The organism is Cyclobacterium sp. (assembly GCF_014762705.1).
In the GTDB taxonomy this organism is placed as follows: Bacteria; Bacteroidota; Bacteroidia; order Cytophagales; family Cyclobacteriaceae; genus Cyclobacterium.
In genome coordinates this window covers 17,307-42,905 of record NZ_JABURL010000060.1, presented here as the reverse complement: position 1 = coordinate 42,905, position 25,599 = coordinate 17,307, and the positions used below count along the sequence as shown (strand labels likewise).

Below are 25,599 nucleotides of genomic sequence, written 5' to 3'. Positions count from 1 at the left end.
CCCATCTAAGTATTTCAAACCATTCCTCCTACTCCCAAAAGCAGGTATATCCCGGCAGCGATGGCCGCTCCCAGAATCGGACCTACAATAGGAACCCAGCTATAGGCCCAATCGGAAGAGCCTTTCCCCTTTATAGGTAAGATCTGATGCATGATCCGGGGACCCAGATCCCTTGCCGGATTGATGGCATAGCCGGTGGTTCCCCCAAGAGACAGACCGATCACCCAAACTAAAAAAGCTACCGGCAAGGCACCCAAAGACCCCAAACCGATGGGCGTTCCTTCTCCATCCTGCAAAACAGGACCGGTAGAGTAGAGGATTACGATGATCAAAACAGAAGTACCCACTACCTCCGAGAGTAAATTGGAAGAAAGGTTTCTGATAGCAGGCACCGTACCAAATGGAGCAAACTTCAACCCAGGATCATCCGTAGCATCAAAATGATCTTTGTAGACCAACCAGGCAATACCAGAGCCAAACATAGCACCCAAAACCTGGGCAACAATATATTTAGGTACCATTTCCCAGGCAAAATCTCCCGCAACGGCAAGTCCGATACTTACTGCCGGATTTAAATGCGCACCACTGTAGGGACCTGCCACCACTACTCCAATGAATACTCCCAGGGCCCATGCCGTCGTGATTACAATCCATCCGGAATCAAATCCCTTGGTTTTATTCAACACTACATTGGCCACTACTCCCGAACCCATGGCCAAAAGCAGGGAGGTTCCGACAAATTCAGCAACAAATACGTTCATATATCAATCGTTTAGCCAATTTAGTGATCTGTTTACTGCCTTGTGCCAGTATTTGAGATTTTTTTCCATTTGTTTTTTATCTTTTTTAGGCTTAAAGGATTCATCTGCTTTCCACAATTCCCTGATCTCATCCACATCTTTCCAAAAACCTATTGCCAAACCTGCCAAATAAGCCGCTCCCAAAGCTGTGGTCTCAATAATGGCCGGCCGTTTTATTTCACATTGGTTAAGATCTGATTGGAACTGCATCAAAAAATCATTGGCCGTGGCGCCACCATCTACGCGCATTTCTATGGTTTCTTCTCCGGCATCCTTCTCCATCGCCTTCAGTACATCATATACCTGATAGGCGATGGCTTCCAGGCCCGCCCTGCTCAAATGAGCCCTGCTGGTTCCCCTGGTTATACCAAAAAAAGCACCCCTTGCATCCTGGTCCCAATAAGGTGCACCCAGACCGGTGAGTGCAGGAACAAAATAAACGCCACCATTATCTTCCAGGCTTTTAGCCATATTTTCACTGTCTTTGGCATCTTTCAAAATGGAGATCCCATCCCGGAGCCATTGAATGGCTGCTCCTCCTATAAACACGCTTCCTTCCAGTGCGTAATTTACCTTTTCCCCAATTTGCCAGGCAACGGTGGTTAGGAGTTGGTTATTTGATTTTACTGGTTTATCCCCGGTATTCATGACCAAAAAACAACCCGTTCCATAGGTGGTTTTAGCCATTCCCGGCTCGGTACATAACTGCCCGAATAAGGCTGCCTGCTGGTCTCCTGCTATTCCCGCAATGGGAATTTTGGCAGACAACAAATCTCCGGAAGTGGTCCCGTAAACCTCACTACTGGATTTTACAGTGGGCAATATTTCTTTAGGGATGTCCAAAAGGTCCAGCAATTCGGTATCCCATTTTCTTTCATGAATATTAAAAATCATGGTTCTACTGGCATTGGTTATATCAGTGATATGCGCCCTCCCAGCTGTCATTTTCCATACCAACCAGCTATCTACTGTCCCAAAACACAATTCTCCCTTACTGGCCCTTTCCCTGGCACCATCCACATTATCCAAAATCCATTTAATTTTGGTTCCAGAAAAATAGGCATCTATGATGAGGCCCGTTTTATCCCGAACCATTTCTGAATGGCCATTTTCTTTTAGTGTATTACAAAACGCTGATGTCCGCCTGTCCTGCCAGACTATGGCATTAAATACAGGCTCTCCTGTATTTCTATCCCAAACAATGGTCGTCTCCCGCTGATTGGTAATACCTATTCCCGCAATCTGATGTGCACTGATTTTTGCGCGGGTGATCGCTTCAGTGGCTACAGATGCCTGGGAAGTCCAAATCTCTTCGGGATCATGCTCCACCCATCCGGATTGAGGGAAAATCTGTTCAAAATCTTTTTGGGCCGAGGAGAAAATCTGCCCTTTTTGATTAAAAATAATGGCCCTGGAACTGGTCGTGCCCTGGTCCAGCGCCATAAGATATTGGTTATCCTGCTTCATGGGTTTATTGATGAATTAAATATTTCTTGGCTAATTTATAAAATTCTTCCAGTTCCTGTCTTATCCAGTCTTCATCTTTTCCAAGTTCTTTTGCCATAATCGCAGCTACTTTTGGTGCCATATGCATGGCCGCTTTAGCGTCCAACAGAAGAATACGACACCTTCTCGAAAGAAAATCTTCAATTTTTTGGGCCATTTCCTCTCTTACTGCCCAAACTACCTCAGCTCCAGTATATGGATAATTCTCCAACAAAGGTGCAGCCCAATCTTCATTCTCTTTTTGTAACTGCAGAATCCTGGCTGCATCCGATCCGTACCATTGCAAATGGCCTTTTTCCTGCGAAAGGGTGTAGCCATGTAATTTTTTTTCGGCTGAAGTACTCTTTTCCTGCGCCATACCGTGGATCTTGTAGTGTGCCTCCACTGTATCTTCGCCCATTTTTCTAAAGGTGGTCCACTTACCTCCTGTAATGGTGATCAGTTTACTTTCTGAAACAATCACTTTATGGCTTCTGGATATTTCCTTTGTCTTGGTGCTTCCCTCTTTTGGTGCGGCCAGGGGTCTCAATCCGGCAAAGACAGACAACACATCTTTTCTTTTAGGGGCTGAATCCAGATAATTGCTGGCCGTTTCCAAAATGAAATCAATCTCAGAAGAAAGCGGCTGGGGTTCCATTTTAGGTTTTTTTCTTATGGTATCTGTGGTCCCCAGTACCAGTTTTCCTTGCCAGGGAACGGCAAAAAGAACCCTTCCATCTGAGGTGCTGGGAATCATCAATGCATCTTTCCCACCCAAAAACCGGGCATCCACGACCAAATGAACTCCCTGGCTGGGCTGGATCATTTTCCCGGCCCCTGGATTGTCCATCTGCAAAATCTTGTCAGCGAATACGCCTGTTGCGTTGACCACTGTTTTTGCTTTGACCCGATAGTTTTTCTTTCCCAATAAATCCCTGAATTCTAATCCATTAATTATCCCTGCCTCATCTTTAGAAAGGTGATTCACCTTGGCATAATTGAGCAGACACCCACCCATCTCATCACAGGTTTTGGCTATGATCAAAGCCAGCCTGGCATCATCAAATTGGCCGTCATGGTAAACAATACCGCCTTTTAGCCCCTTTTTCCGAATTTCAGGAAGCTTTTTTACAGTTTCCTCTTTGGAAATAAACCTGGATTTACCCAATCTTAAGCTTCCCGCCATCCAATCGTAAATCTTCAGCCCTATGGAGTACTTCCACCTGTCCAGGAAAGTATACAAGGGAATGACAAAAGGCTGGTTAACGGTGAGATGTGGCGCGTTCTTTAACAAACGTCCCCTTTCCTTTAGGGCTTCCAACACCAGGCCGACTTCTCCCTGCGCCAGGTAACGAACCCCTCCATGAACCAGCTTTGTACTCCGGCTGGAGGTGCCTTTGGCAAAATCAGACTTTTCCAACAACAATACCTTTAAACCCCTGGAAAGGGCATCCAGTGCCACTCCAAGACCTGAGGCTCCTCCTCCAATAACGGCAAGATCCCAAATCTCCTTCTCTTGTGCTACCCTGGATAAATTGTTTTTTCTTTTCATTTAAATAGTATTACTTCACTAAAGTAATATGAATAGAAACAAAAAGAAAGAAAAAGAAATTTTTTATTATCATTATTAAATAATAAATTGAATTATGGTAATAGCAGAAAGACATAAATACATTTTGGACCAGCTGAAATCAGCCGGCTATGTCAGTGTAGCTGCCCTGAGTAAGTCCATGAATGTTACCATGGTAACGGTCAGAAAAGACCTTAAAATCCTTGAAGACAAAGGTTTGTTATTCAGGTCACATGGAAGTGCTACGCCTGTCGCACCCTACGTGATGGATAAACCTGTCGATGAGAAGCAACTGGTACAGGTAGAGCAAAAAAGAGCGATTGCACAGAAAGCAGTAGGCCTGCTTAAGGAAAAGGAGGCCATCATCATCGGATCGGGCACCACTGTTCTCGCATTTGCACAGGCCATCCCAAAGGAGCTTTCCCTTACCATTCTCACCGGAGCCATGAATGTCAGCATAGCCTTGCTGGACCTCCATCAGGCTGAAATAGTGCAATTGGGAGGAGTGGTGAGGAAGAGCAGCAGTTCTGTAGTGGGACATTTTGCCGAAACAATGATCAATAATTTTGCCTGCAGCAAGTTATTCATCAGTGTTGATGGGATAGATGCGGAATTTGGACTGACCACTTCTAATATGATGGAAGCCCACCTCAACAGCACCATGATCCGGTCCGTCCAAAAAACCATAGTGCTGGCGGATAGCAGTAAATTTGGAAAAAAAAGCTTCGGAAAAATTGCCAATCTGGAGGATGTGGACATCATCATCTCAGATAAGGCACTGTCCCAACATTATGTCAGTTTATTGGAAGACAAGGGCATTGAAGTATTCCTGGTTTAATCGGTTGCTCTTACCAGGTCTGGCCAGAGATCAGGAAGGCTGTTCCCCCTGGGTCTCATTTTGAATAAACTGATCCAGTCTTTTTTGGTAGGAAGCCTTATCATCTTCGTAAATAGGCGTAAACCCCTTCTTTTCCGGAAATGTCTCCATGTGCAAGGTCTGTGTGGGAAAAGCAAACCTTACACCCAATCTATTGGCTAATCGAATTGCCGCAAGTATCATATCCTCTCTGGCCTTTAATTCTTCCGGCCAACTCGGTACCTCGAAAAACACATAAAACATGATATCCAGACTATAAGCAGAAAGATTGTTCAGGTAAATATTGTAATAATCCTTCCTTGTTTTTGGGTGTTGCTGCACTATTCTTTTTAGGCCCTCCACAAATACCTCTATCAATTCAGGAGGCGTATCATAGGTTATGGTAATGGTACTGTAAAATCTTCTGTATTTTCTTAATCCGTGGTTATCTACAGTCGCATCAGCAATTTTACCATTTGGAATATACATCAGGGAATTTCTGAAGGTCCTGACCCGGGTAGACCGAAAACCTACCTCTTCTACAGTTCCATCCACTTCTCCGCTGGTGATCCAGTCGCCAACCTGAAAAGGTTTGTCAATAAAAATCATCACCGATCCGAAAAAGTTTTTGATGGTATCCTGCGCGGCCAGGGCAAAGGCCAGACCTCCAATGGAAAGTCCGGTCAGAAAAGGAACGATGTCTATTCTTAGTCCATATTTTAAAATAAACAGCGACCCGATAACGATCACAAATGCTTTTAGCGTTTTGCGGACCAGTGGAACCAATTGATCATCTAGAGTAGAGGCTGTCTTGTCAGCCATGCGCTCCATGTAACCGGAAAAAACATCGACCAACTTGTAAAAGATAATGGTAACGATAAAGGGTTTAGTGGCATTTAAAAGCAAGGTCATCCAGGAAACAAGGTAAATGGGCAATTGAAGTACCTTTAAAAAGACATCAAGGAGCAGTACGATCAAATATATACTGACAATTCTGGCCACAGGCAAAAGGTACTGTTTGGCAATCCTTTTATAGCCTGATCGCATTAAAACATAATACAAACCCCTGTCTACCAAAAAGGTAAAAAGCTTGTGACTGACAAAAACCAACAATATCAAAAAGAAAATCCCCACAAGTTGCCAAAGGTGGAGCCCGAAATAAACCTGACTACCTATTTTGGGCAATAAATTCAATAGTTTATCCGTACCCCATATATATGTTTCTTTATGAAGGGTTTTGATATTCTGAACAGTGGCGGCAGAAAATTTCCATTGACCACCCACTTTTTCCAAATACACTGAGGGCAGAATAATTTCATCAAAAACATAAATCTGTTTGTCATTACGAACTGTGTCCTTGTAGTTGGGATTGTTCGGGATTTCATTCATCCTTACATACACACCGTTTCCATCAAAGATCTGTTTGAGCATTACCGCCAGGGCTTCCGCATTTTGCCCCTGGCTGGCCTCCATATTCAAGGCCTCTGCTGCAATAGAAGGATTGTAAGCTTCTTCATTTAGGTTATAAAAAAAGGTATAAGTGGTATGGTAGGGAGAACTAAAATTATTATGATCAGCGGTATCCAAAGCCATTGAATTACCAGTATCCAGCAACTGCCCGTTTGCAGCTTGTGCAAAAAAAATCAATACTACAATTAAAAATTTACTCAATTCAAATTTCATGGGTTACAAAATAAAATGATCCTTATACATTAAAATGGAATCTTATATACCTGAAGTTCATTATCATATACTGTCACCAGCGTGTATTCGTTTCTGCTACCAGAAAAACTTATCCAAATATTTTCACTCACACTAATTGGCTTTTGGTTGATAAGTTTGCCCTGGTAATTGTACAAATAGGCAAAATCCTGCGTCTTGTCCAAAACTACAAAAATTTTATTTCCGGGTCCAAATGAATAATAGCGGTACACCAATTCATCGGATAGAATGTTCGTTCCAAAAAGCAGGCTTTCGTCCGGATTCAATACCTTCAATTCATTGTATTCCCGAATCACCCAAACGTAGTCGGTTCCTACCTGGTCGTTTACCAAATCAAATCTGGTATCCCGGTCAGGCCTTAATAATTGATTCCTGTAGGTCAACTCACCTTTAAAATTAACTTTCACCACTTCTCCCGCATCGTTTACGGTTACTATTTTGGAAAGACCCTCCTCACTTCCTTCTTCAATGCCATAAGCAGTGGAAATACTTTCGCCAAGAACAACATTCCCTCCTGCCCTGTTCTCTCCTCTTCGGTTAAAAAGTCTTAGTTTACCATTTTTGTGCAGGGCCACCATGAAATCCCCCAGGCCAGGAATCCTCTGATGGGCCGGTTTTGCAGCAAGAGGTCCATCTGTAGATGCCCTGGGTGACCATTCCTTCAATAATTCTCCGGACAGATTGTATACAAACAAGTCTCCTTCCCTATCCGCCACAAAAAGCCTGTACTCCCTATTGTTGTCATAATCCAAAACATTAAGGTGTGCGATATCTCTCCCCGATTCGAAATGGATAGGATATCCCGGAAGCAATTGACCATACCGGTCCAAGGCATAAATCAGATTTCGGGTAGCAAAAACCAACTGGAGCTTCCCATTCTGGTAATAATCAATCTGAAAAACGTCGGTGATGATTTCTTCGGGAATACGCTCAGAAAACACAATCCCCCCCTCTTCGGATACCAGGTGGATAAAAAAATCTTCATCCTGCACCAGAAAATCTGTGCTCTTGTCATTGAAATTCTCCAACCCTACAGGGCCATGTATTAATCTTTTATCAAATGGGGTACTGCGGGATTCCCGAAGCATTAATTGCCCGCTATTAACTTTCTTGTCTAAATTAATATCAAACAAGATTTCAATTTCTCCATTTTCCCTTAAGTAAACCTTCATCCATTCAAAGGACCGAAATGCAGCTGCATATTTTTGAAAAACCGAACTCCAGGCGGGCATGCTGAATTGAGTAAGCAAATTGAAAAAACGGTCATTGTTCAGAAAGATTTGTATAGGTGCATCAATTTGGCTTTTTTTCAGCACCCTGTTAAACGCAACCGATTTTCCCCAGGTATTGTCATAATAGATATCCTCAAGGAAATTTCTCATGGTCCTCAGGCTATTGGCCATGACCAGCCGGTCATCCACCCTCGCGAGATAAGATTTCTCAAAACCACTAAAATTCCCATTAAAAATATAGGCGGGAAATTCTTTCAATTCCAGCAAAATCACTTCATACCCCAAAATGTGCGCTCTATAATGCTTGCTTGAATCCTGTTGGTTCATTTCCAATATATAGCTTTCCAGGTTTCGAAAGGACTCTTCTGCATTTTCTACATCCAACAGTAATATTTGGTTAGGATTATTTCCCATCAGCCTTTCTTCCAGGACCAGGGAAACCTCACCGGTAAGGGAACCAATAAATGCCTGTATTTCAATACTTTCTGAAATTTCCGCAGCAATCAGCGGTTCCGGAGAAAAGGAAGTATTTGGGATGTATTGAAAGTGCTGAAATTCAGAAAACAAATACAAGTACATCAGTGCTGTTCTGTTACTGATGAGTGAAGAGAAGGGCAGACCATTGGAACTGCTATTGTTTGAAATGACCTCTTTTGGTTTTCCATTAACAAATAACTTCCCGCTAAAACTTATGCCCTCATCAGAAAATGCAGGTACAAGATTGGCAGAAAAGTCGTTGGCGGCCAAATCTGATACCAGCTTATTGTTTTTAACCGATGAGATTTCCCTGACCAAATCAGAAAATGCATTTCCGGACAACCTTAATACACCATTTTTCATTGCAGGTATTTCAGTCTGAAATAAATGGGGGAAGGTTTGTTTATAGCTTTTAAGCTCCTCAGATTTAGCGTATCGGATTCCTTCTTCCACTAAAAAGGAGGAAAAACTACCCATCAATACATTGTTAAAAACAGCATAGGTAAATACCTTATCAGCCTGATTCAATCGCACCTCAAAAAGATTGACTCCGCTGTAGGTTCTTGTTTTAATAGGATCTGCCTGATTTCCCAGATCTCTTTTTAAGTTTTGAATAAAATCAAGAAACTCCCGATCTTTAAAGGCAATGGACACCAAAAATCCAAAATCCTCTTTTCCCAATGGGTGAAGGGAAAGTTTAAACCTTTGACCTTTCAGGTAATCGTCAAGTGCTCCGGATTTACCGGTAATACTATCTAAATGGATCAATTGAGACTCAAGGCTCGCCAGGGCGGGAAGCTGATGCAGTTTTTCCCAGACTGGTTGGCCCACAATAGTATTCCACATGCCAACCGGGTCTTTGGTTTCGTACACCAACACCGCATCGGGTGGAATTATTTCCGAGCCTTCCAAGCTGTTTTCAAGAAGATCTGATTTCAAAATCAGAAAAGCCGCAAAGCCCAAAACCAGTATTAATAAGATTACCAGAAGGGTTTTAATTTGGTTCACTGCATATTTTATTTTGTTCCGGAATCAAATCAACAAAAAAATCCCAACGGATAAAAGTTGGGATTTTTATTTGGTTAAAACTTAAAATTTATTTTTTACGCAATCCATCCAGCACGGACATCACCTCTTTAACATGGGTTCTTGAAACTTCCAGCAAGGCTTTTTCCTCCTCATTTAATTCAAGCTCAATTACTTTCTCGACTCCATTTTTGCCCAATATAACAGGCACGCCCAGATAGCAATCGTCGATCCCGTATTCTCCATCCAATTTGATACATACCGGGAAAACCCTTTTCTGGTTTTTAACAATAGACTCTACCATCTGTGCAGCAGCAGATCCCGGAGCATACCATGCGGATGTCCCCATCAATTTCACCAATTCTCCACCGCCAAACTTGGTCCTTTCAATGATGGCATCAAGCTTCTCTTTTGAGATTAATTCAGTTACTGGTATACCAGCCACAGTAGTGTATCGCGGAAGGGGAACCATGGTATCCCCGTGGCCACCCATTAAAATTGCCTGGATTTCCTTTGGGGAGATATCCAACTCCTCTGCTATAAATGCCCTGTAACGGGCAGTATCCAAAATTCCTGCCATTCCAATTACCCTTGACCTAGGGAATTTTGAGGTGACATGGGCCTGATAAGTCATGACATCCAGGGGGTTGGAAACCACAACAATAATGGCATCAGGGGAATGTTTGACCACATTCTCGGTTACCGTTTTAACAATTCCGGCATTGGTTTCTATAAGATCATCTCTGGTCATTCCTGGTTTTCGGGGTAATCCCGAGGTGATGACCACCACATCAGAACCTGCTGTTTTGGAATAATCATTGGTACTTCCTATAGTCCTGCTATCGTAAACGTTAATGGGGGCTTTTTGCCAAATATCAAGTGCTTTACCTTCTGCCACCCCCTCTTTGATATCTACAAGAACTATTTCCTCAGCAATTTCTCGGTAAGCCAAAACATCTGCGCATGTTGCGCCCACATTGCCAGCTCCGACTACGGTTACTTTTGTCATTTTTTATAATCGGTTTAGATTTAATATTTTTTCAAAACTTGCGCTAAGATATTAAAGAATGCGCTTTATAAGAAGCAATATCCCGAATTATTCAAACATCTGCCCCAGGTTAAAAAAGCCGTAGGAGTTTCTATATGATGTAAAAAGTTGTTGATTGGTCTGGTTATAATAACTTGCCAGGGAAGTCATCATTTTGGCTCTTATTTTTTGGTTGTTTTGAAAAATATCCAAAATGGCATAATTTGGAATCACCCATAACAAAGCTTCTTCTGTATTTACGATGGCTGTGTAAATTCTTTTTGAATTTTCCAACATGGAGTTCTCTCCAAAAGCATTCCCTTCCTTGACCTTAATGATGGTTTCAAAATCTGAGCGAATATCAATATTAAGGGTTACTTCTCCTTTTTCTAAAATATACAAGGCCTGGCTTGGATCGTTTCTGAAAAAAACCACCTCATCTCTTTCGTATTTTCTCTGGTGTATGGCCGGAAGAAACCTGGATAATTCAGCAAAACTGAGATCTCTGAAGAACCTGACTTTCCTCAAAAACTCGAATTGTCTGAGTTCGGAATCACTGTATTTCTTTCTGAAAGGGTTCAGCTTATTCATACTGTTTTTTTAAAATATACTACTTCACGGGTGGAGGAGGTAACCTTAAACCGATCATCAATCCTGTACCCGACCACCCAAATGATGGCCTCTCCGGAACAAAGCACCTTTATCGTTTTTTTCTTGATCAAAGGCACCTTCAAGTCTATCAGGTAGTCGCTGATTTTTTTGAATTGCCGCATACCCAAAGGCATAAATCTGTCTCCCTCCTCCCAATTCCTCAGCGATAAAGGAAAATCGAGGAACTGCTTGTCCAAAAGGGCATTTTCTGAAGACCGATCGATCTTCCAATCCTGGTTTAAATACAGAATGTCAAAATTTGTACCATCAGGCAGCACCAGGGAAATATCATGGTCCTGAATCAGTGAGGGGCTTGTACCATTATCTTTTGTCCCCAATATCAGGCGTTCCCTGTCCAAATTTAGGATCCAATCACCAGAAAGAAAATACTTCCCGGACATACCGTTTTGAACAGCACTTAAGATATCCTGAACCTGGGCAAACACAAAGCCCTTTGGCCGCAACCAATAAAATAGCAAGGAAGACTTGCCCGGGACATCATCCAGGTCCTTTGTATCAAGATACTCGTAGGGTGGCTCATGTTTCACCCGGGTCTCCAGCCATCGGTCAAAAAAATAAAAAAATGCTTTCCCAGTATCCTTAATCCTATCGAAACTATATTGCATAAGTTCCGGGCCACTGGGATCAAAATCTAATAAAGTCGGCAATATTTTATGCCGGATATAATTCCTTTTGTACAGGGTCTTTTGATTGCTGCTATCCTCCCTCCAAGCCAAAGATTCTACCGACATAAACTCCTGAATTTCAGATCTTTTAAATGGTAATAGTGGTCTGATAATGAAATCTCTCTTCTCGGCCATTCCGTAAATTCCCTCTATCCCCGTTCCCCGAAGCAAGTTGAGCAAAACCGTTTCCAACTGATCATCGGCATGATGGGCCACCAAAACACCGGCAACATCCAGCTTTTTCTGCAGTTTTTCAAACCAGTCATAGCGCAATTCCCTTGCTGCCATCTGCAAAGACAAACCCTGCGTTTCCATATAAGTCCCGGTGTCAAACGTTTTTACATGACAAGTGACCTGTAGTTTGTTTGCCAGGTCCCGGACAAATACTTCGTCTTGATCACTTTCCATACCCCTTAGCTGGTAGTTGCAATGGAGCATAGAAAATTGGTAGTTGGCCTGGTGCAACAAATGGGCCAGTGCTACACTGTCCATACCTCCACTAATCGCCAAAAGATAATGCTTTTGGACATCCAAAACATTATTTTCCCGTACATGATGGATAAATCTTTGAAGCATAAATCAAAAATACCATTTTATATTAATTTTGCCTCGGAAATCAATTCGGATGACATCAATCAGATTTATTTTATTTAGTTTTTGCCTGTGCACGGCGATTTTCCGGGCAAACGCACAGGACGAAAAAAACCGTTTGGAAATTCTCCATGCCGATGAACTCTTGGGAGCTAAAGGTTTTGACCGACTTTTACATGAGGTGGTCATGGAACACCAAAACTCCCTTATCTATTGTGATTCGGCTCATTTTTATGGACAAGAAAACCTGGCCAAACTCTTCGGAAATGTGCGCATTGAAGACCAGGACGATCCCATTACCGTCACCAGTCTCTATGCCGAGTACGATGGTGACAGCCAAATGGCAAGACTCCGAAACAATGTAGTCTTGGTCAACGAAGGGACTACCCTTTACACCGATTATTTGGATTATGACAGGGGATCAGGGGTAGCCAATTATTTTAATTCAGGAATGGTTAAAGACAGCACCAATACCCTTACCAGTGAAAAGGGCGTTTATGAAACCCAGATAAAAAAAATAACTTTTACGGAAGAAGTGACTTTGGTAAACCCTGATTACACCATGAAATCCAACTTCCTTTTTTACGATACGGAAACAAAAATTGCCGAAACTGAAAAATTAACCAATATACTTTCCAAAGATGGTACCAAGCTAAATGCGCAAAGAGGCAGCTTTTACGACACGGAAAATAAAATTTTCAGGTTTTATGATGGCGATGTAGAATCCGAAAACAGCATCATATACGGTGAAATATTGTATTATGAGGAAAATGCCCAATATTATGAAGCAAGGGGGAATGTAAGCATTTACAATAAGGAAAGAAATGTGGAAGTATTTGGAGAAGAGGGCAAATATTGGGAGGCCGACCAATATTCCAAAGTTTATGGCAAAGCTCTGACCCAAAAATATTTTGAAGCGGATACCCTGTTTATGATTGCCGACACATTGATTACCCAGGATGGAGAGCAACCCGAGGAAAAATTCATGCTAGCTTACCCTAATATGCGCATGTTGAAATCAGACCTTGCAGGGAGAGCAGACTCCATGGCCTACTTGTATGCCGATTCCACTATATACCTTTATTCAGATCCTGTCTTATGGAACAATAAGAGTCAGATTACTGCAGACAGCATTAATTTCATAATAGCTAATGAAGAAATCGATAAGGCATTGCTTATAGACAATGCTTTTGCCATTACAAAAGATACCGTTAACAATTTCAATCAAATCAAAGGCCGAAAGATGACGGGCTATTTCTTAAAGGGAGAAATGGACAAACTGGATGTGGAAGGCAATGGCGAATCATTGTATTTTGCACTGGAAAATGACACTACTTTTAAAGGACTAAATCAGTTGCTTTGCGGGAGAATAATCATGCAATTTCAGGAAGGCGGGGTAAGTAAAATCAGTCATTCTATCAAACCGGAAGCATCATTCATCCCTCCTCATTTAATTGAAGAAGAACAGAAACAATTGAAGGGTTTTACCTGGAGGGAAGATGAACGTCCTGACAGGACTTTGGTCGATAGCTGGAGAATGCCGGCCGTAAGGAATAAAAACCGCTACAGCTTTTTTGATGAACCTGATGAAAGCCTTCCCCTACCCGATGATGACGAAATACAAAAACTTATAGATAATTAATAATAAATACCCTTTAAATGACATTTTTGTGAAAAGCAATACTTTTTAAAACAATTATAAACGGATGACCTGAAAAAAAATTTCATAATTGTTAACAATTTTTAACCCTGATATTGTAAAAAAGTGGAACCTATTGGCTATTTTTATACGTATGTAATATAAATCAAAAACAAAAATTATCAATTATCGATTTTAACTCTACATGAAATTCTTCTTCACAATATTCATCATCCTGTTTTCAGTGGCGCAGCAACAAGTTGCGGCCAGGCAGGTACGTGTTTTAAGTGAAAAAGTAACGTTCAATGGAAACGTAAATACTACCCAGCGGAAATCCCTTATTCTCCAAAATGATTCCAATGAAAGTGCCACCTACTTCTTGAGGTACTTGAGGGGGAATATCGGATCTTCTCAAAACATATTGATTTGCCTGGGGGATGAATGTTATGATCCCCGGGAGGATTTATCTCCCATCAGATTTACCCTGGCTCCAGGTGAAATATTTACTGATCTATACATTGAGTTTGAACTTGGGATAACAGCCACCAAAGGTACTTTCGACCTGCATTTCTTCAATGCTACCAACATAAGAGATGCTTTCGTGATAGAAAGTGTTTACAATGTTACCGGAGCAAACCCTACAGACAATGTAAGTCATAAAGACGTGGATATGGGAAGCATTTATCCCAACCCTAGCATTCGCACGGCTCAACTTGATTACAAAATAAAAAATCCCAATGCCAAGGTCCGGGTAGTGATCAACAGTTTTATTGGCAATCCCATATACGACTTCAATTTAGACCCAAGTCAGGAAACCCTGCTGATACCGGTAACTGATCTGAATCCCGGAACTTATTTTTACACCTTAATTGTCGACAATAAAAATATTGTCACCAAGAAACTCTACGTTAAAAGGTAAGTATTGTCTATCACTGACAAACTGCCTTGATAACCAATTAATAATCCATTATATTTGCAGGCCTAATGATGAAAGCACAAGCATATCTTATTATACTACTCGTTTCTTCCCTTTCTTTTGGTTGTGGCGAGTTTTACAAATTGGAAAAAAGCACCAACTGGGATGAGCTCTATGAAGCTGCCAACAGGTATTATGACCAGGGAGATTACAACAAGTCTATCATATTGTATGACAGGGTTTTACCGGTAATAAAAGGAAGTGGAAAAGCAGAATTGGCGGAATTCAATTACGCTTATGCTCATTTCCGTATGAAAAGGTATATAGAGTCTGCAGGCTATTTTAAAACATTTTTTGATACTTATAATCGTTCACCTTTAGCTGAGGAGGCGCTCTTTATGAATGCCTATTCCCTGTACCTGGACTCACCCGACTACAACCTGGATCAAAGAAGTTCAAGGGAAGCGGTTAACGCCATTCAGTTGTTCATGAACCGGTATCCGGAGTCGGATTCTTACGAAAGAGCGACCTCTATGATTGATGACCTTCAGAAAAGATTTGAGGAAAAAGCCTTTGAAGAGTCCAAAATGTATTATCGCTTAACTGACGGGCTATTCCCGGGTGAATTTTACCGGGCATGTATTGTTAATTTTCAAAACTTTGCCAAGTCATTCCCCGATAGCAAATACAATGAAGAACTTGCCTTTAAATTGGTAGAAGTCAGTGCGGCTTATGCAGAAAGAAGTGTATTTGATAAAAAAGAAGAAAGACTCAACCAATCCATTGATTTTGCACAGGACTTCAATCAAAAATACCCGGATAGCGGTTATGGGAAAAAAGTGAATAACCTCATGTCCGAAACCAAAACTGAATTGGAATCTCATTACCGTTTAAAGGAACAATACGAGGCCCGCTCTGCTGAAGCCCGTAAAATCAGGGAAGAAGAAGAGAGAAATCAAGCGGCCACTGAGGCATTAAGAAACGTAGAAAATTAAACAAACAATCAAAACATGGCAGTTAATCCATCAATTATCACCAGGGACCTGGATAAAGTAGCCGAAAAATCAGGTAATCTTTACGAATCAATATTCGTGGTATCTCAAAGGGCAAAGCAAATCTCCTCTACCATGAAAGAAGAGCTAAACAACAAGCTCTCTGAATTTGCTTCTACAGTAGATAACCTGGAAGAGGTGTTTGAAAACAAGGAACAAATTGAAATTTCAAAATTCTATGAAAGAATGCCCAAGCCAAGCACCATGGCTATGGAGGAATTCATGGAGGACAAGGTTTTGTTCAGATATCCGGAAGAAGAAAGCGAATCTTAAATGCCGCTGTCGGGCAAAAATGTCTTACTGGGCGTAACAGGAGGAATCGCAGCCTATAAAGCTGCAGTGCTCATACGCTTGTTGATAAAATCCGGAGCAGAAGTCAAGGTCATTATGACGGCTTCTGCTTTGGACTTTATCAGCCCCCTCACCCTATCAACATTATCCAAAAACCCTGTTTATATTGATTTTTTCAATAAAAGCACCGGGGAATGGACCAATCACGTGGATCTGGGAAATTGGGCGGACCTGATGATTATTGCACCTCTGTCAGCCAATACCCTGGCCAAAATGGCAAGTGGGCAAAGTGATAATTTACTGTGCTGCACCTATTTATCTTGCACTTGTCCGGTGCTTGTAGCACCAGCCATGGACCTGGACATGTACCGCCATGCTGCTGTCATTAAAAATCTGGACACTTTGCGAAGCTTTGGCAATAAAGTGATGGAAGCCGGCACTGGTGATCTGGCAAGTGGCTTGATTGGACAGGGTAGAATGCCCGAGCCGGAGGAAATACTGGAGGAAGCAAAGCAGGTTATTATTCCGAATACTCCGCTCAAAAATAAAAAAATCATGATTACTGCTGGCCCCACTCAGGAGGCCATAGATCCGGTGCGCTATATCAGCAACCACTCCAGTGGGAAAATGGGCATTTCCATAGCCCATGAGGCTGCTAAAAGAGGTGCCCAGGTCACGCTTATATTAGGGCCTACGGCGTTAAAACCTGAATTGTCCAGCATACAAACGGTGCATGTCAGCAGTGCACAAGACATGTTTGAGGCCGCAAAAACCCATCACAAACAAGCCGATGTGGCTATTTTTTCTGCAGCCGTGGCCGATTACCGTCCGGAAAAACCTGCTGCAGAGAAAATTAAAAAAGACCAACATGTTTATGCTGTCCCACTTGTTAAAAACCCGGATATTGCCCACTATTTGGGGAAGCACAAGCGTACTGGACAGTTCCATATAGGTTTTGCGCTGGAAACGGATGAAGGATCCGAAAGTGCTAAAAATAAATTGTTAAATAAAAATCTGGATTTTATCGTATTGAATACCTTGCTTGACCCGGAAGCTGGCTTTCAAAAAGACACCAACAAAGCTACCCTGATTTTTAGAAACGATGAAGCAATAAAAACACCTGTTATGACCAAAGAAAAGTTGGCTAAAATAATTCTGAATCAATTAGAAACCCTAATGGGCACAACAGAAAACAAATAAAAGCGTTTGTTATTGTAAATTTTCATCCATAAATAACCTCAAGATTATGGTGCGTTTCCTGGTCACTTGCTGTTTGCTTTTTTATTTTGTTGCTCCATTCAGGGTTGCGGCACAACAACTTGATTTTACCGTAACCATCAATAGTGAAAGAGCCAGAACCCAGGATCAGGATGTTTTTGACCAAATGAAGACCGCCTTTGAGCAGTTTCTAAATAACAGGAGTTGGACAGACGACGAGTTTAAGCCTGAAGAAAGGATTAAAGGCAACCTATTGATTACCATCAATGACATGCCTCAGGTAGGGCTGTTTTCAGCCACGGTACAAATTCAAACGGTACGTCCCGTCTATGGTTCCAATTATGAAAGCCTGATGCTGAATTTTGCCGACCGGAACTGGACCTTTGAATATGTAGATTCCCAGCCTTTAGAGTTCAATCAATATTCATTTCTAAACAACATCACTTCGCTTTTGGCCTATTACGCCTACATTGCCTTGGGGATTGATTATGACTCTTTTTCCCCAAGAGGTGGTGATCCATTCTACGAAACGGCCAACAATATTGTAGCAAATGCCCAGCAATCTTCCAGACCAGGATGGAACCAGAATACCTCTGATAAAAGAAATCGATACTGGCTAACCAATGAATTGTACAATTCCCAGGTATTGGTTCCGGTAAGGGATGCTTATTATCTTTATCATCGGCGGGGCCTGGACTTGCTCACCAGCAAACCAGAGGAAGGCTATAAAAACATCCTTGAAGCCATCAAAAATGTAGAAGAAGCCAACCGGGTACAACCTAACAGTATCCTCACCATTACTTTTATGGATGCTAAATCTGATGAGCTCTGCAAAATACTCAAAAATGCCCCACTGGAAATCAAACAGGAAGCTGTAGCCGCCTTGTTAAAGGTTGATCCGAACAATGCGAGAAAATACAATGACATTTTAAAAGGATAATCCTCTTTTTTGGTTAATTTTGACACCCTGAATGAAACCAAAGCACCATGTTAACCAACCTTAGCATCGCCAATTATGCTTTGATAGAAAAATTGGAAATGAAGCCCTGCCCAGGCCTGAACATGATCACAGGAGAAACTGGTGCAGGTAAATCCATCATGTTGGGTGCTGTAGGCTTATTGCTAGGTAACAGGGCAGATACGAAATCCCTTTACAATGAAGAAAAAAAATGTATCATAGAAGGGGTTTTTGAGGTGAGGAATTATGGTTTAAAACCATTCTTCGAACAGGAAGAATTGGATTATGAAACCTTTTGTATCATCCGAAGGGAAATTTCTCCTTCCGGCAAGTCAAGGGCCTTTATCAATGATACTCCAGTAAAACTGGAAACCTTAAAGGTTTTGGGAAAAACATTAATGGATATCCATTCCCAGCATGAAAATCTCCTGTTGGGAGCCTCCTCTTACCAATTGTCCCTCTTGGATGCTTTCGCCAAAACAAAAGAAGAAAAGATACGATTTAGACGACTTTTCCAGGACTATGTAGCCCTTCAGAAAAATGTGGGTGCCCTGGAAAAGGAAATGGTCAGTCTTCAGCAAGAATCCGATTACAATCAATTTCAGCTGGAAGAACTCAGCTCCCTTAACCTGACTAGCGGGGAGCAGGAACAGTTGGAATCAGAAGAAGAAATTCTGAACCATGCCGAGGAAATCAAAGCAAAGGCACTGGAGGTTTTGGAGCTTCTGGATAATGAGCAAATGGGCGCCATGCAACTCCTGGGATCAGCAAAACACCACTTCAATTTTCTCAGCAAATTTGGTAAAAACCTGGCAGATTTAGAACAACGGTTTCAGAGTCTGATCATCGAATTGAAAGATATCCTGGAAAGCCTGTCTGCTGAAGAACAGCATGTAGAAGTTGATGTCGAAAGGTCTGAATGGGTAAGGGAAAGGTTAAGTAAAATTTACCAGCTCCAGAAAAAACATGGTGTTCAATCCGATGAAGCATTGATTACACTTACTTCTACCCTTGCCGACAAGGTTTTCAGAGCGGATCATTTGGAAGAAGAACTGTCCAAAAAACGAGCTGAGTTAAAAACGGCCGAGCAAGCACTGTATTCGGTCGGACAGCAGTTGTCAAAAAAAAGAATGTCTGTATTTAAGGATTTCAGTAAAGAAATTCAGGAGTTACTCGGTCAGCTCGGCATGGAAAATGCTAAAGTTGAGATCCTTAGAAAAGAGATCCCGGCAAATGAATCCGGGATAGATGAAATTGATATTTTATTCTCGGCCAACAAAGGAATTCCTGCCCAGCCTATAGGTCAGGTAGCTTCCGGTGGAGAATTTTCGAGATTGATGTTTGCCATAAAATTTGTCATGGCAGACAAAATGGCTTTACCAACTCTGATATTCGATGAAATCGATACAGGGGTGTCCGGAGAGGTTGCGCTTCAGATGGTGCGAATGATGCAGAAAATTGCTGAAAACCACCAGGTTATTTGTATCAGCCATCTTCCTCAGGTTGCTGCCAAAGGTGAAAAACACTATTTCGTTTTTAAAGACAATAGTGCAAAAAGAACTGTGAGCAAAATAAAGCTATTGGATGCTGAGGAAAGACTTCTTGAAATTGCCAAGATGATTTCCGGATCCAATCCTTCTGCCACAGCCTTCGAAAATGCGAAGGAGTTATTAAACAGTTAGACAATAAGGATTGGTTACAAAAGCTTATTTTCAAAAAAGTTTTCATCATTATTAGCTAAATTTATAGAATATTATTTAATTTAAGTTAGAAAGTTAAAAGTAAAATATGTCTGAAAATTTATTAAAAGGTAAAAAAGGAATCATTACCGGAGCCTTGGATGAAAATTCCATTGCCTGGCAAACAGCCTTGAAGGCCAAAGAACAAGGGGCAAAATTCGTCCTTACCAATGCCCCCATAGCGATGAGAATGGGAGCAATTAAAGAATTGGCAGCAGCTTGTGACACCATTATCATCCCAGCCGATGCCACTTCCGTGGAAGACATAGGAAAGCTATATGATGAGGCAAAAGAATATTTGGGTGGAAATTTTGATTTCCTACTGCATTCCATAGGCATGTCACCCAACGTAAGGAAGGGTAAAGCATATGGAGACCTGAATTACGACTGGGTACAAAAATCTTACGATGTCTCCGCCATTTCCTTTCATAAAATGTTACAGGTGGCCGAACAGAAAGATATTTTAAATGAATGGGCCTCTGTGGTAGGTTTGAGCTATATAGCAGCCCAACGGGCTTTCCCATTCTATTCTGACATGTCTGAAGCAAAGGCAATTTTGGAAAGCATCGCCAGAAACTACGGCTTGAGATATGGTAAACTCAAAAAAGTCAGGATCAATACAATTTCACAATCGCCAACAAAAACAACTGCCGGATCAGGAATTGGGGGGTTTGATGACTTCTTTGATTTTGCAGATATCGCTTCACCACTTGGAAATGCTTCTGCTGAGGCATGTGCTGAGTATATTGTTTCCTTGTTTTCAGATTTTACCAGAATGGTTACCATGCAGAACCTTTTCCATGATGGAGGATATTCTTCTTGTGGAATAACGCAGGAACTGATTGATATTTTTGTTGAAAAAAAGAAATAGAAACTGCAATAAGCCCAATAAAAAACGAAGCCCTCTTGCTCTAAAAACAAGAAGGCTTCGTTTCTTATTGGAATTCTTTTCCTATGACTTAGCGATTTGTGAGGCCAGCCAATCACCCACTTCAGAGGTCTTATAAGCTTTATCACCCTCAGCCAGATCTTCGGTCACAATCCCACTTTCCAGGGAAAGATTGACGGCATCAGAGATGGCTTGTGCTTCGTCCATAAGTCCAAAAGCATACTCAAACATCATGGAGGCTGACAATACAGCAGCCAGGGGGTTGGCGATATCCTTTCCTGCTGCCTGGGGATAAGAACCATGTATGGGTTCAAAAAGCTTGGTCTTAATCCCTATAGAAGCTGAAGGCATCAATCCCATGGAGCCACTGATCACTGAAGCCTCATCAGTAAGGATGTCTCCAAACAAATTTTCCGTGATCAATACATCATAAGCTTTGGGCCACTGTACCAAACGCATGGCTACAGCATCCACAAATTCATATTCAACCTTCACATCCGGATATTCCGGGGCAATACGCTGAACAGTCTCCCTCCACAGCCTGGATGTAGCCAACACATTTGCCTTATCCACACAGGTCAGTAATTTTCTCCTTTTTTGGGCAAATTCAAAGCCCATACGGGCCAGTCTTTCGATTTCTTCTACAGAGTAAACGCATGTATCAAATGCTTTTGTCCCCTGTTCGTTTCTTCCCCTTGGTTCACCAAAGTAAATACCTCCGGTCAGTTCTCTTAAAAAAACCAAGTCCGTTCCCTCTATTCTTTCTCTTTTCAGAGGAGATTTATGAAGCAATGAAGGAAAGGTAAAAGTGGGACGCACATTGGAAAATAAGCCCAATCTTTTCCTCATTTCCAACAGCCCCTGTTCTGGTCTAACCTTTGCACTTGGATCATTATCAAATTTGGGGTCGCCAATGGCTCCAAAAAGCACTGCATCGGACTGAAGACAAACCTGGTGGGTCTCTTCAGGATAAGGCAGGCCTACAGCATCTATTGCGGCAGCACCTGTAATGGCTTCCTTAAAAGTAATTTGATGGTTGAATTTTTTTCCAATGGCCTCAACGACTTTTACCGCTTGAGCAATCACTTCAGGTCCTATTCCATCACCAGGCAATAGGGCTATATTCATTTCCATAAGGGTTCTTTTTTTCTGTTTTGTTATTATTTTTAATTTGTTCAATGATATTTAACATTTTTTCGGTTGCCTTCATGGCAGCAATGGTCTGGTCACTGTCCAGGCCCTTGGTCTTAAAAATTCTTCCACCCAGGTCCCAGGTGATGACACATTCCACAAAAGCATCTGTCTTGCCCCCCGGAGGGATACTGATATGAAAATCAGTTAGCTTTGGAAGCTCTTTATTGAGTGATTTATAAATCTTCTTCAATGCCTTCATAAATGAATCATACTGTCCATCTCCGGAGGCATTCTGTTCATAAAACTCGCTGTATATCTTTATCCTTAACTGAACAGAGGGCTTTAGCCCTTTGGAATGCACCATATGGTAACCGTCTATGACAATATCCCTATGGATGGAATTGTTCTGTAAGACATCTGATATGATGTACGGCAGGTCTTCTGTAGTAACCCTTTCCTTTTTGTCACCAAGCTCTATGATTTTCTGCGTCACCTTGGCCAATTCGTCCGGTTCCAGAGAAATACCCAATTCCACCAGATTTTTGAGAATATTTGCCTTCCCCGAGGTCTTACCCAAGGCATATTTCCGGGTTCTCCCAAACCTTTCCGGTAATAAATCACTGAAATAAAGGTTTTTCTTGTTATCCCCGTCAGCATGTACTCCCGCCGTTTGGGTGAACACATTCTCTCCAACCACAGGCTTATTGGCAGGGATTCTCAAACCAGAAAACTGCTCCACCAATTTACTGATTCTATAAATTTTACTTTCGTTGATGTTTAAAGAATAATCGGTAAAATCTTTGATGACAGCTACAACCGACTCTAATGGAGCATTCCCGGTCCTTTCACCCAAACCATTGACCGTGGTATGTATACCCCTGGCGCCAACATTTATTGCATTCAGCACATTGGCCACTGAAAGGTCATAGTCATTGTGGGCATGAAAATCAAAATGGACCTGGGGAAACGATTGGCAAATTTCTCCAAGAAAATCATTGACCTCCTGTGGGCAAAGCAATCCCAAAGTATCGGGCAACATGATACGCTTTACAGGCAAGGTAGAGAGAAACCGGATCATAGATATGGCATAGTCCCTCGAATTTCTCATGCCGTTACTCCAATCTTCCAGGTAAACATTCACTTCTATCCCGTGCTCCTTTGCGTAACGGATGCATTCGGCGATTTCCTCAAAATGTGTTTCCGGCGATTTCTTTAATTGATGCGTCAGGTGATTTAAGGAGCCTTTGGTAAGCAGGTTAAGTACTTTTGCCCCTGCATCCACGATCCAATCAACTGACTTGGGAGTGTCCACAAATCCTAAAACCTCGATTTTATCCAGATACCCCTTTTCAGCAGCCCAGTGAGTAATCTTCTTTACCCCCTCGAGTTCCCCTTCCGAAACCCTGGCAGATGCCACTTCGATGCGGTCCACCCGAAGTTCCTCCAGCAAAAGCTTTGCAATCTGTAGCTTCTCTGAAGGGAGGAAGGATACTCCTGAGGTTTGCTCCCCGTCCCTGAGGGTGGTATCCATGATTTCTATATTCTTTTCTCTGCGCATCCCTATCAATTCATCATTCCTAACCCCTATAAATCCCGTTATCTCAGCTTTTCAATTTATCTACCTGCCTCAAAAGCCTGAATTTCAGTCTTCAGGTTCAACAAGTAATCGATATCATCGAAACCATTTTTCATGTTTTGCTTCTTGTAGGAATTGATATCGAAGCTTTCAGATCTACCCGTAGAAAGCAGGGTAATGGTTTGCTTGTTGATATCCACTTCTACTTCTGCGGAAGGGTCTGCTTCTACAGCGGCAAAAAGCTCGTCTGCAAATTCAGGTGTTACCGTTACGGGTAGCACACCGATATTCAAGCAGTTGTTCTTAAATATGTCCGCAAAGAAACTGGACACCACACAGCGGAAGCCATAATCATAAATTGCCCAAACGGCGTGTTCCCTACTGGATCCTGAACCAAAATTCCTCCCCGCCAAAAGGATTTTTCCTTCATAGGTAGGATCATTCAGCACGAAATCAGGTTTTGGATTCCCTTCGCTATTGTAACGCCAATCCCGAAAAAGATTATCTCCAAATCCCTTCCTTTCGGTGGCTTTTAAAAACCTGGCAGGAATGATTTGGTCGGTATCTACATTCTCGGTAGAAAGCGGGACCATTCTGCTGGTCAAAACATCAAACTTATCGTATGCCATGATTCTATTTTTCTAATGCTAATTCCTCAATCAAATCCCTTGGGTCGGTTATTTCACCTGTGATGGCCACTGCGGCGACAGTGAGTGGTGAAGCCAGCAATGTACGGCTACCAGGACCCTGCCTTCCTTCAAAATTACGGTTAGACGTTGAAACCGCATATTTCCCGGATGGGATTTTATCATCATTCATTGCCAAACATGCCGAACAACCTGGCTGTCTGAGTTTGAATCCAGCTTCCTCCAAAATCTGGACCAAACCCTCTTCCATGGCTTTTTTCTCCACTTCTCTGGAACCGGGTACGATCCAGGCAGTTATGTTATCCGCCTTCTTTTTGCCCTTGACAAATTCAGCCACTGTCCTCAGGTCCTCAATTCTTCCATTGGTACAACTGCCCACAAAGACATAGTCGATTTTCTTGCCTTTCATGGGTTCTCCGGGCTTGAAACCCATATAATCCAAGGACTTGATATAAGATTTCTTGACGTTCTCCTTCATGCCATCGGTAGTGGGTATGCTATCTTTAACTTTCACTCCCATACCCGGATTGGTGCCATAAGTGATCATGGGCTCTATATCCTCCGCATTGTAATGGTATTCCAAGTCAAATTGAGCTCCTTCATCAGTTTTTAAGGTCTTCCAGTAAGCTACTGCCTGATCCCATGCTTCCCCCTTAGGCGCCAAATCTTTGCCCTCAAGATAATTAAAAGTGGTTTCGTCAGGAGCGATTAGCCCGCCTCTGGCACCCATCTCTATACTCATGTTACAGATGGTCATTCTGGCTTCCATGCTCAAAGACCGGATGGCACTACCTGCATATTCTATAAAATAACCTGTTCCACCACTGGCAGATATCTGGGAAATGATATATAAAATAATGTCCTTAGAACTCACCCCTCTTCCAAGGGTCCCGTCTACTGTAATGCGCATCTTTTTAGGCTTGGCCTGCATGATACACTGGGTAGCAAAAACCATTTCAACTTCAGAAGTACCAATACCAAAGGCAATGGTTCCAAAAGCACCATGGGTGGAAGTATGGCTGTCACCGCATACGATGGTCATTCCCGGTTGGGTGATCCCCAGTTCGGGGCCAATCACATGAACAATTCCGTGGTGGTCTGTCCCCAGGTCATGCAAATCAATGCCATGCCTTTTACAATTCTCCCTGAGTTTTTCTACCTGCATCCGGGAGAGCTGGTCTTTGATGGTCTTATCCTGATCGACGGTAGGTACATTGTGATCCGGAGTGGCCACGGTCCTTTCGGGAAACATCACTTTGTTGCCCCTTTTCTCCAGGTTCAGGAATGCTACCGGACTGGTCACTTCATGGATAAAATGCTTATCAATGAAAAACACATCTGGTCCGTCCGGTATCGATTTGATCACATGGGCATCCCAAATTTTATCAAATAATGTTTTCTTCTCCATTATGGTTAA

Annotated in this window: 21 protein-coding genes; 9 read left to right on the top strand and 12 right to left on the bottom strand. The window is 42.2% G+C overall.

Features of this window, described 5'->3' with window-relative positions:
- Positions 1-14: 14 nt before the first annotated feature.
- Genes HUJ21_RS11315 through HUJ21_RS11305 form a run of 3 tightly spaced genes read right to left on the bottom strand, consistent with a single transcriptional unit; the run spans position 15 to position 3,837 of the window.
- Positions 15-761, bottom strand: coding sequence for an MIP/aquaporin family protein (locus HUJ21_RS11315; RefSeq protein WP_291369826.1), 747 nt, complete (start codon positions 759-761; stop codon positions 15-17).
- A 3-nt stretch (positions 762-764) separates the two neighbouring features.
- Positions 765-2,267 (bottom strand): glycerol kinase GlpK, encoded by a 1,503-nt coding sequence (gene glpK / locus HUJ21_RS11310; RefSeq protein ID WP_291369824.1) that lies wholly within the window; start codon positions 2,265-2,267, stop codon positions 765-767.
- 4 nt (positions 2,268-2,271) lie between these two features.
- Positions 2,272-3,837 (bottom strand): glycerol-3-phosphate dehydrogenase/oxidase, encoded by a 1,566-nt coding sequence (locus tag HUJ21_RS11305; RefSeq protein WP_291369822.1) that lies wholly within the window; start codon positions 3,835-3,837, stop codon positions 2,272-2,274.
- Between the two features lie 94 nt (positions 3,838-3,931).
- Between HUJ21_RS11305 and HUJ21_RS11300 the strand changes: the two genes are divergently transcribed.
- Positions 3,932-4,693, top strand: a complete 762-nt coding sequence (locus HUJ21_RS11300; RefSeq protein ID WP_291369821.1) for a DeoR/GlpR family DNA-binding transcription regulator — start codon at positions 3,932-3,934, stop codon at positions 4,691-4,693.
- 30 nt (positions 4,694-4,723) lie between these two features.
- On the opposite strand, the gene HUJ21_RS11295 is transcribed toward HUJ21_RS11300, so the two are convergent.
- The 5 genes from HUJ21_RS11295 to tilS form a co-directional block, all read right to left on the bottom strand.
- Entirely contained in the window at positions 4,724-6,394 is a 1,671-nt protein-coding gene (locus HUJ21_RS11295; protein ID WP_291369819.1) for a mechanosensitive ion channel family protein, read from the bottom strand.
- Between the two features lie 29 nt (positions 6,395-6,423).
- Complete coding sequence (locus HUJ21_RS11290; RefSeq protein WP_291369817.1) at positions 6,424-9,150, bottom strand: hypothetical protein; 2,727 nt, start codon at positions 9,148-9,150, stop codon at positions 6,424-6,426.
- An 88-nt stretch (positions 9,151-9,238) separates the two neighbouring features.
- Positions 9,239-10,177 (bottom strand): malate dehydrogenase, encoded by a 939-nt coding sequence (gene mdh / locus HUJ21_RS11285; RefSeq protein WP_291369815.1) that lies wholly within the window; start codon positions 10,175-10,177, stop codon positions 9,239-9,241.
- Between the two features lie 87 nt (positions 10,178-10,264).
- Complete coding sequence (locus HUJ21_RS11280; RefSeq protein WP_291369813.1) at positions 10,265-10,786, bottom strand: cyclic nucleotide-binding domain-containing protein; 522 nt, start codon at positions 10,784-10,786, stop codon at positions 10,265-10,267.
- Complete coding sequence (gene tilS / locus HUJ21_RS11275; RefSeq protein ID WP_291369811.1) at positions 10,783-12,108, bottom strand: tRNA lysidine(34) synthetase TilS; 1,326 nt, start codon at positions 12,106-12,108, stop codon at positions 10,783-10,785. Before tilS ends, HUJ21_RS11280 begins: the two co-directional genes overlap by 4 nt.
- Before the next feature lie 49 nt (positions 12,109-12,157).
- Here tilS and HUJ21_RS11270 point away from each other — a divergent pair, with 49 nt between their 5' ends.
- The 8 genes from HUJ21_RS11270 to HUJ21_RS11235 all read left to right on the top strand — a co-directional run bounded on the left by HUJ21_RS11270 (position 12,158) and on the right by HUJ21_RS11235 (position 20,807).
- The gene (locus tag HUJ21_RS11270; RefSeq protein ID WP_291369809.1) at positions 12,158-13,765 is read left to right on the top strand and encodes an OstA-like protein; all 1,608 of its coding nucleotides are present in this window, start codon (positions 12,158-12,160) and stop codon (positions 13,763-13,765) included.
- Between the two features lie 202 nt (positions 13,766-13,967).
- Complete coding sequence (locus tag HUJ21_RS11265; RefSeq protein WP_291369807.1) at positions 13,968-14,681, top strand: T9SS type A sorting domain-containing protein; 714 nt, start codon at positions 13,968-13,970, stop codon at positions 14,679-14,681.
- 65 nt (positions 14,682-14,746) lie between these two features.
- Positions 14,747-15,673, top strand: a complete 927-nt coding sequence (gene bamD / locus HUJ21_RS11260) for an outer membrane protein assembly factor BamD (RefSeq protein WP_291369805.1) — start codon at positions 14,747-14,749, stop codon at positions 15,671-15,673.
- Positions 15,674-15,688: 15 nt separating this feature from the next.
- The gene (locus HUJ21_RS11255) at positions 15,689-16,003 is read left to right on the top strand and encodes a DNA-directed RNA polymerase subunit omega (RefSeq protein WP_166148722.1); all 315 of its coding nucleotides are present in this window, start codon (positions 15,689-15,691) and stop codon (positions 16,001-16,003) included.
- Entirely contained in the window at positions 16,004-17,221 is a 1,218-nt protein-coding gene (gene coaBC, locus HUJ21_RS11250) for a bifunctional phosphopantothenoylcysteine decarboxylase/phosphopantothenate--cysteine ligase CoaBC (protein WP_291369803.1), read from the top strand. It abuts the gene before it with no gap.
- 46 nt (positions 17,222-17,267) lie between these two features.
- Positions 17,268-18,179, top strand: a complete 912-nt coding sequence (locus tag HUJ21_RS11245) for a DUF4835 family protein (RefSeq protein ID WP_291369801.1) — start codon at positions 17,268-17,270, stop codon at positions 18,177-18,179.
- Positions 18,180-18,226: 47 nt separating this feature from the next.
- The gene (gene recN, locus HUJ21_RS11240; protein ID WP_291369799.1) at positions 18,227-19,879 is read left to right on the top strand and encodes a DNA repair protein RecN; all 1,653 of its coding nucleotides are present in this window, start codon (positions 18,227-18,229) and stop codon (positions 19,877-19,879) included.
- Between the two features lie 106 nt (positions 19,880-19,985).
- On the top strand, positions 19,986-20,807 hold the full coding sequence (locus HUJ21_RS11235) for an SDR family oxidoreductase (RefSeq protein WP_291369797.1): 822 nt from the start codon (positions 19,986-19,988) through the stop codon (positions 20,805-20,807).
- Positions 20,808-20,888: 81 nt separating this feature from the next.
- On the opposite strand, the gene leuB is transcribed toward HUJ21_RS11235, so the two are convergent.
- Genes leuB through leuC form a run of 4 tightly spaced genes read right to left on the bottom strand, consistent with a single transcriptional unit; the run spans position 20,889 to position 25,590 of the window.
- Positions 20,889-21,959 (bottom strand): 3-isopropylmalate dehydrogenase, encoded by a 1,071-nt coding sequence (gene leuB / locus HUJ21_RS11230; RefSeq protein ID WP_291369795.1) that lies wholly within the window; start codon positions 21,957-21,959, stop codon positions 20,889-20,891.
- Complete coding sequence (locus HUJ21_RS11225; RefSeq protein ID WP_291369793.1) at positions 21,928-23,517, bottom strand: alpha-isopropylmalate synthase regulatory domain-containing protein; 1,590 nt, start codon at positions 23,515-23,517, stop codon at positions 21,928-21,930. Before HUJ21_RS11225 ends, leuB begins: the two co-directional genes overlap by 32 nt.
- A gap of 56 nt (positions 23,518-23,573) precedes the next feature.
- Positions 23,574-24,164, bottom strand: a complete 591-nt coding sequence (gene leuD / locus HUJ21_RS11220) for a 3-isopropylmalate dehydratase small subunit (protein WP_291369791.1) — start codon at positions 24,162-24,164, stop codon at positions 23,574-23,576.
- 4 nt (positions 24,165-24,168) lie between these two features.
- On the bottom strand, positions 24,169-25,590 hold the full coding sequence (gene leuC, locus HUJ21_RS11215; RefSeq protein WP_291369789.1) for a 3-isopropylmalate dehydratase large subunit: 1,422 nt from the start codon (positions 25,588-25,590) through the stop codon (positions 24,169-24,171).
- Between the last annotated feature and the right edge of the window lie 9 nt (positions 25,591-25,599).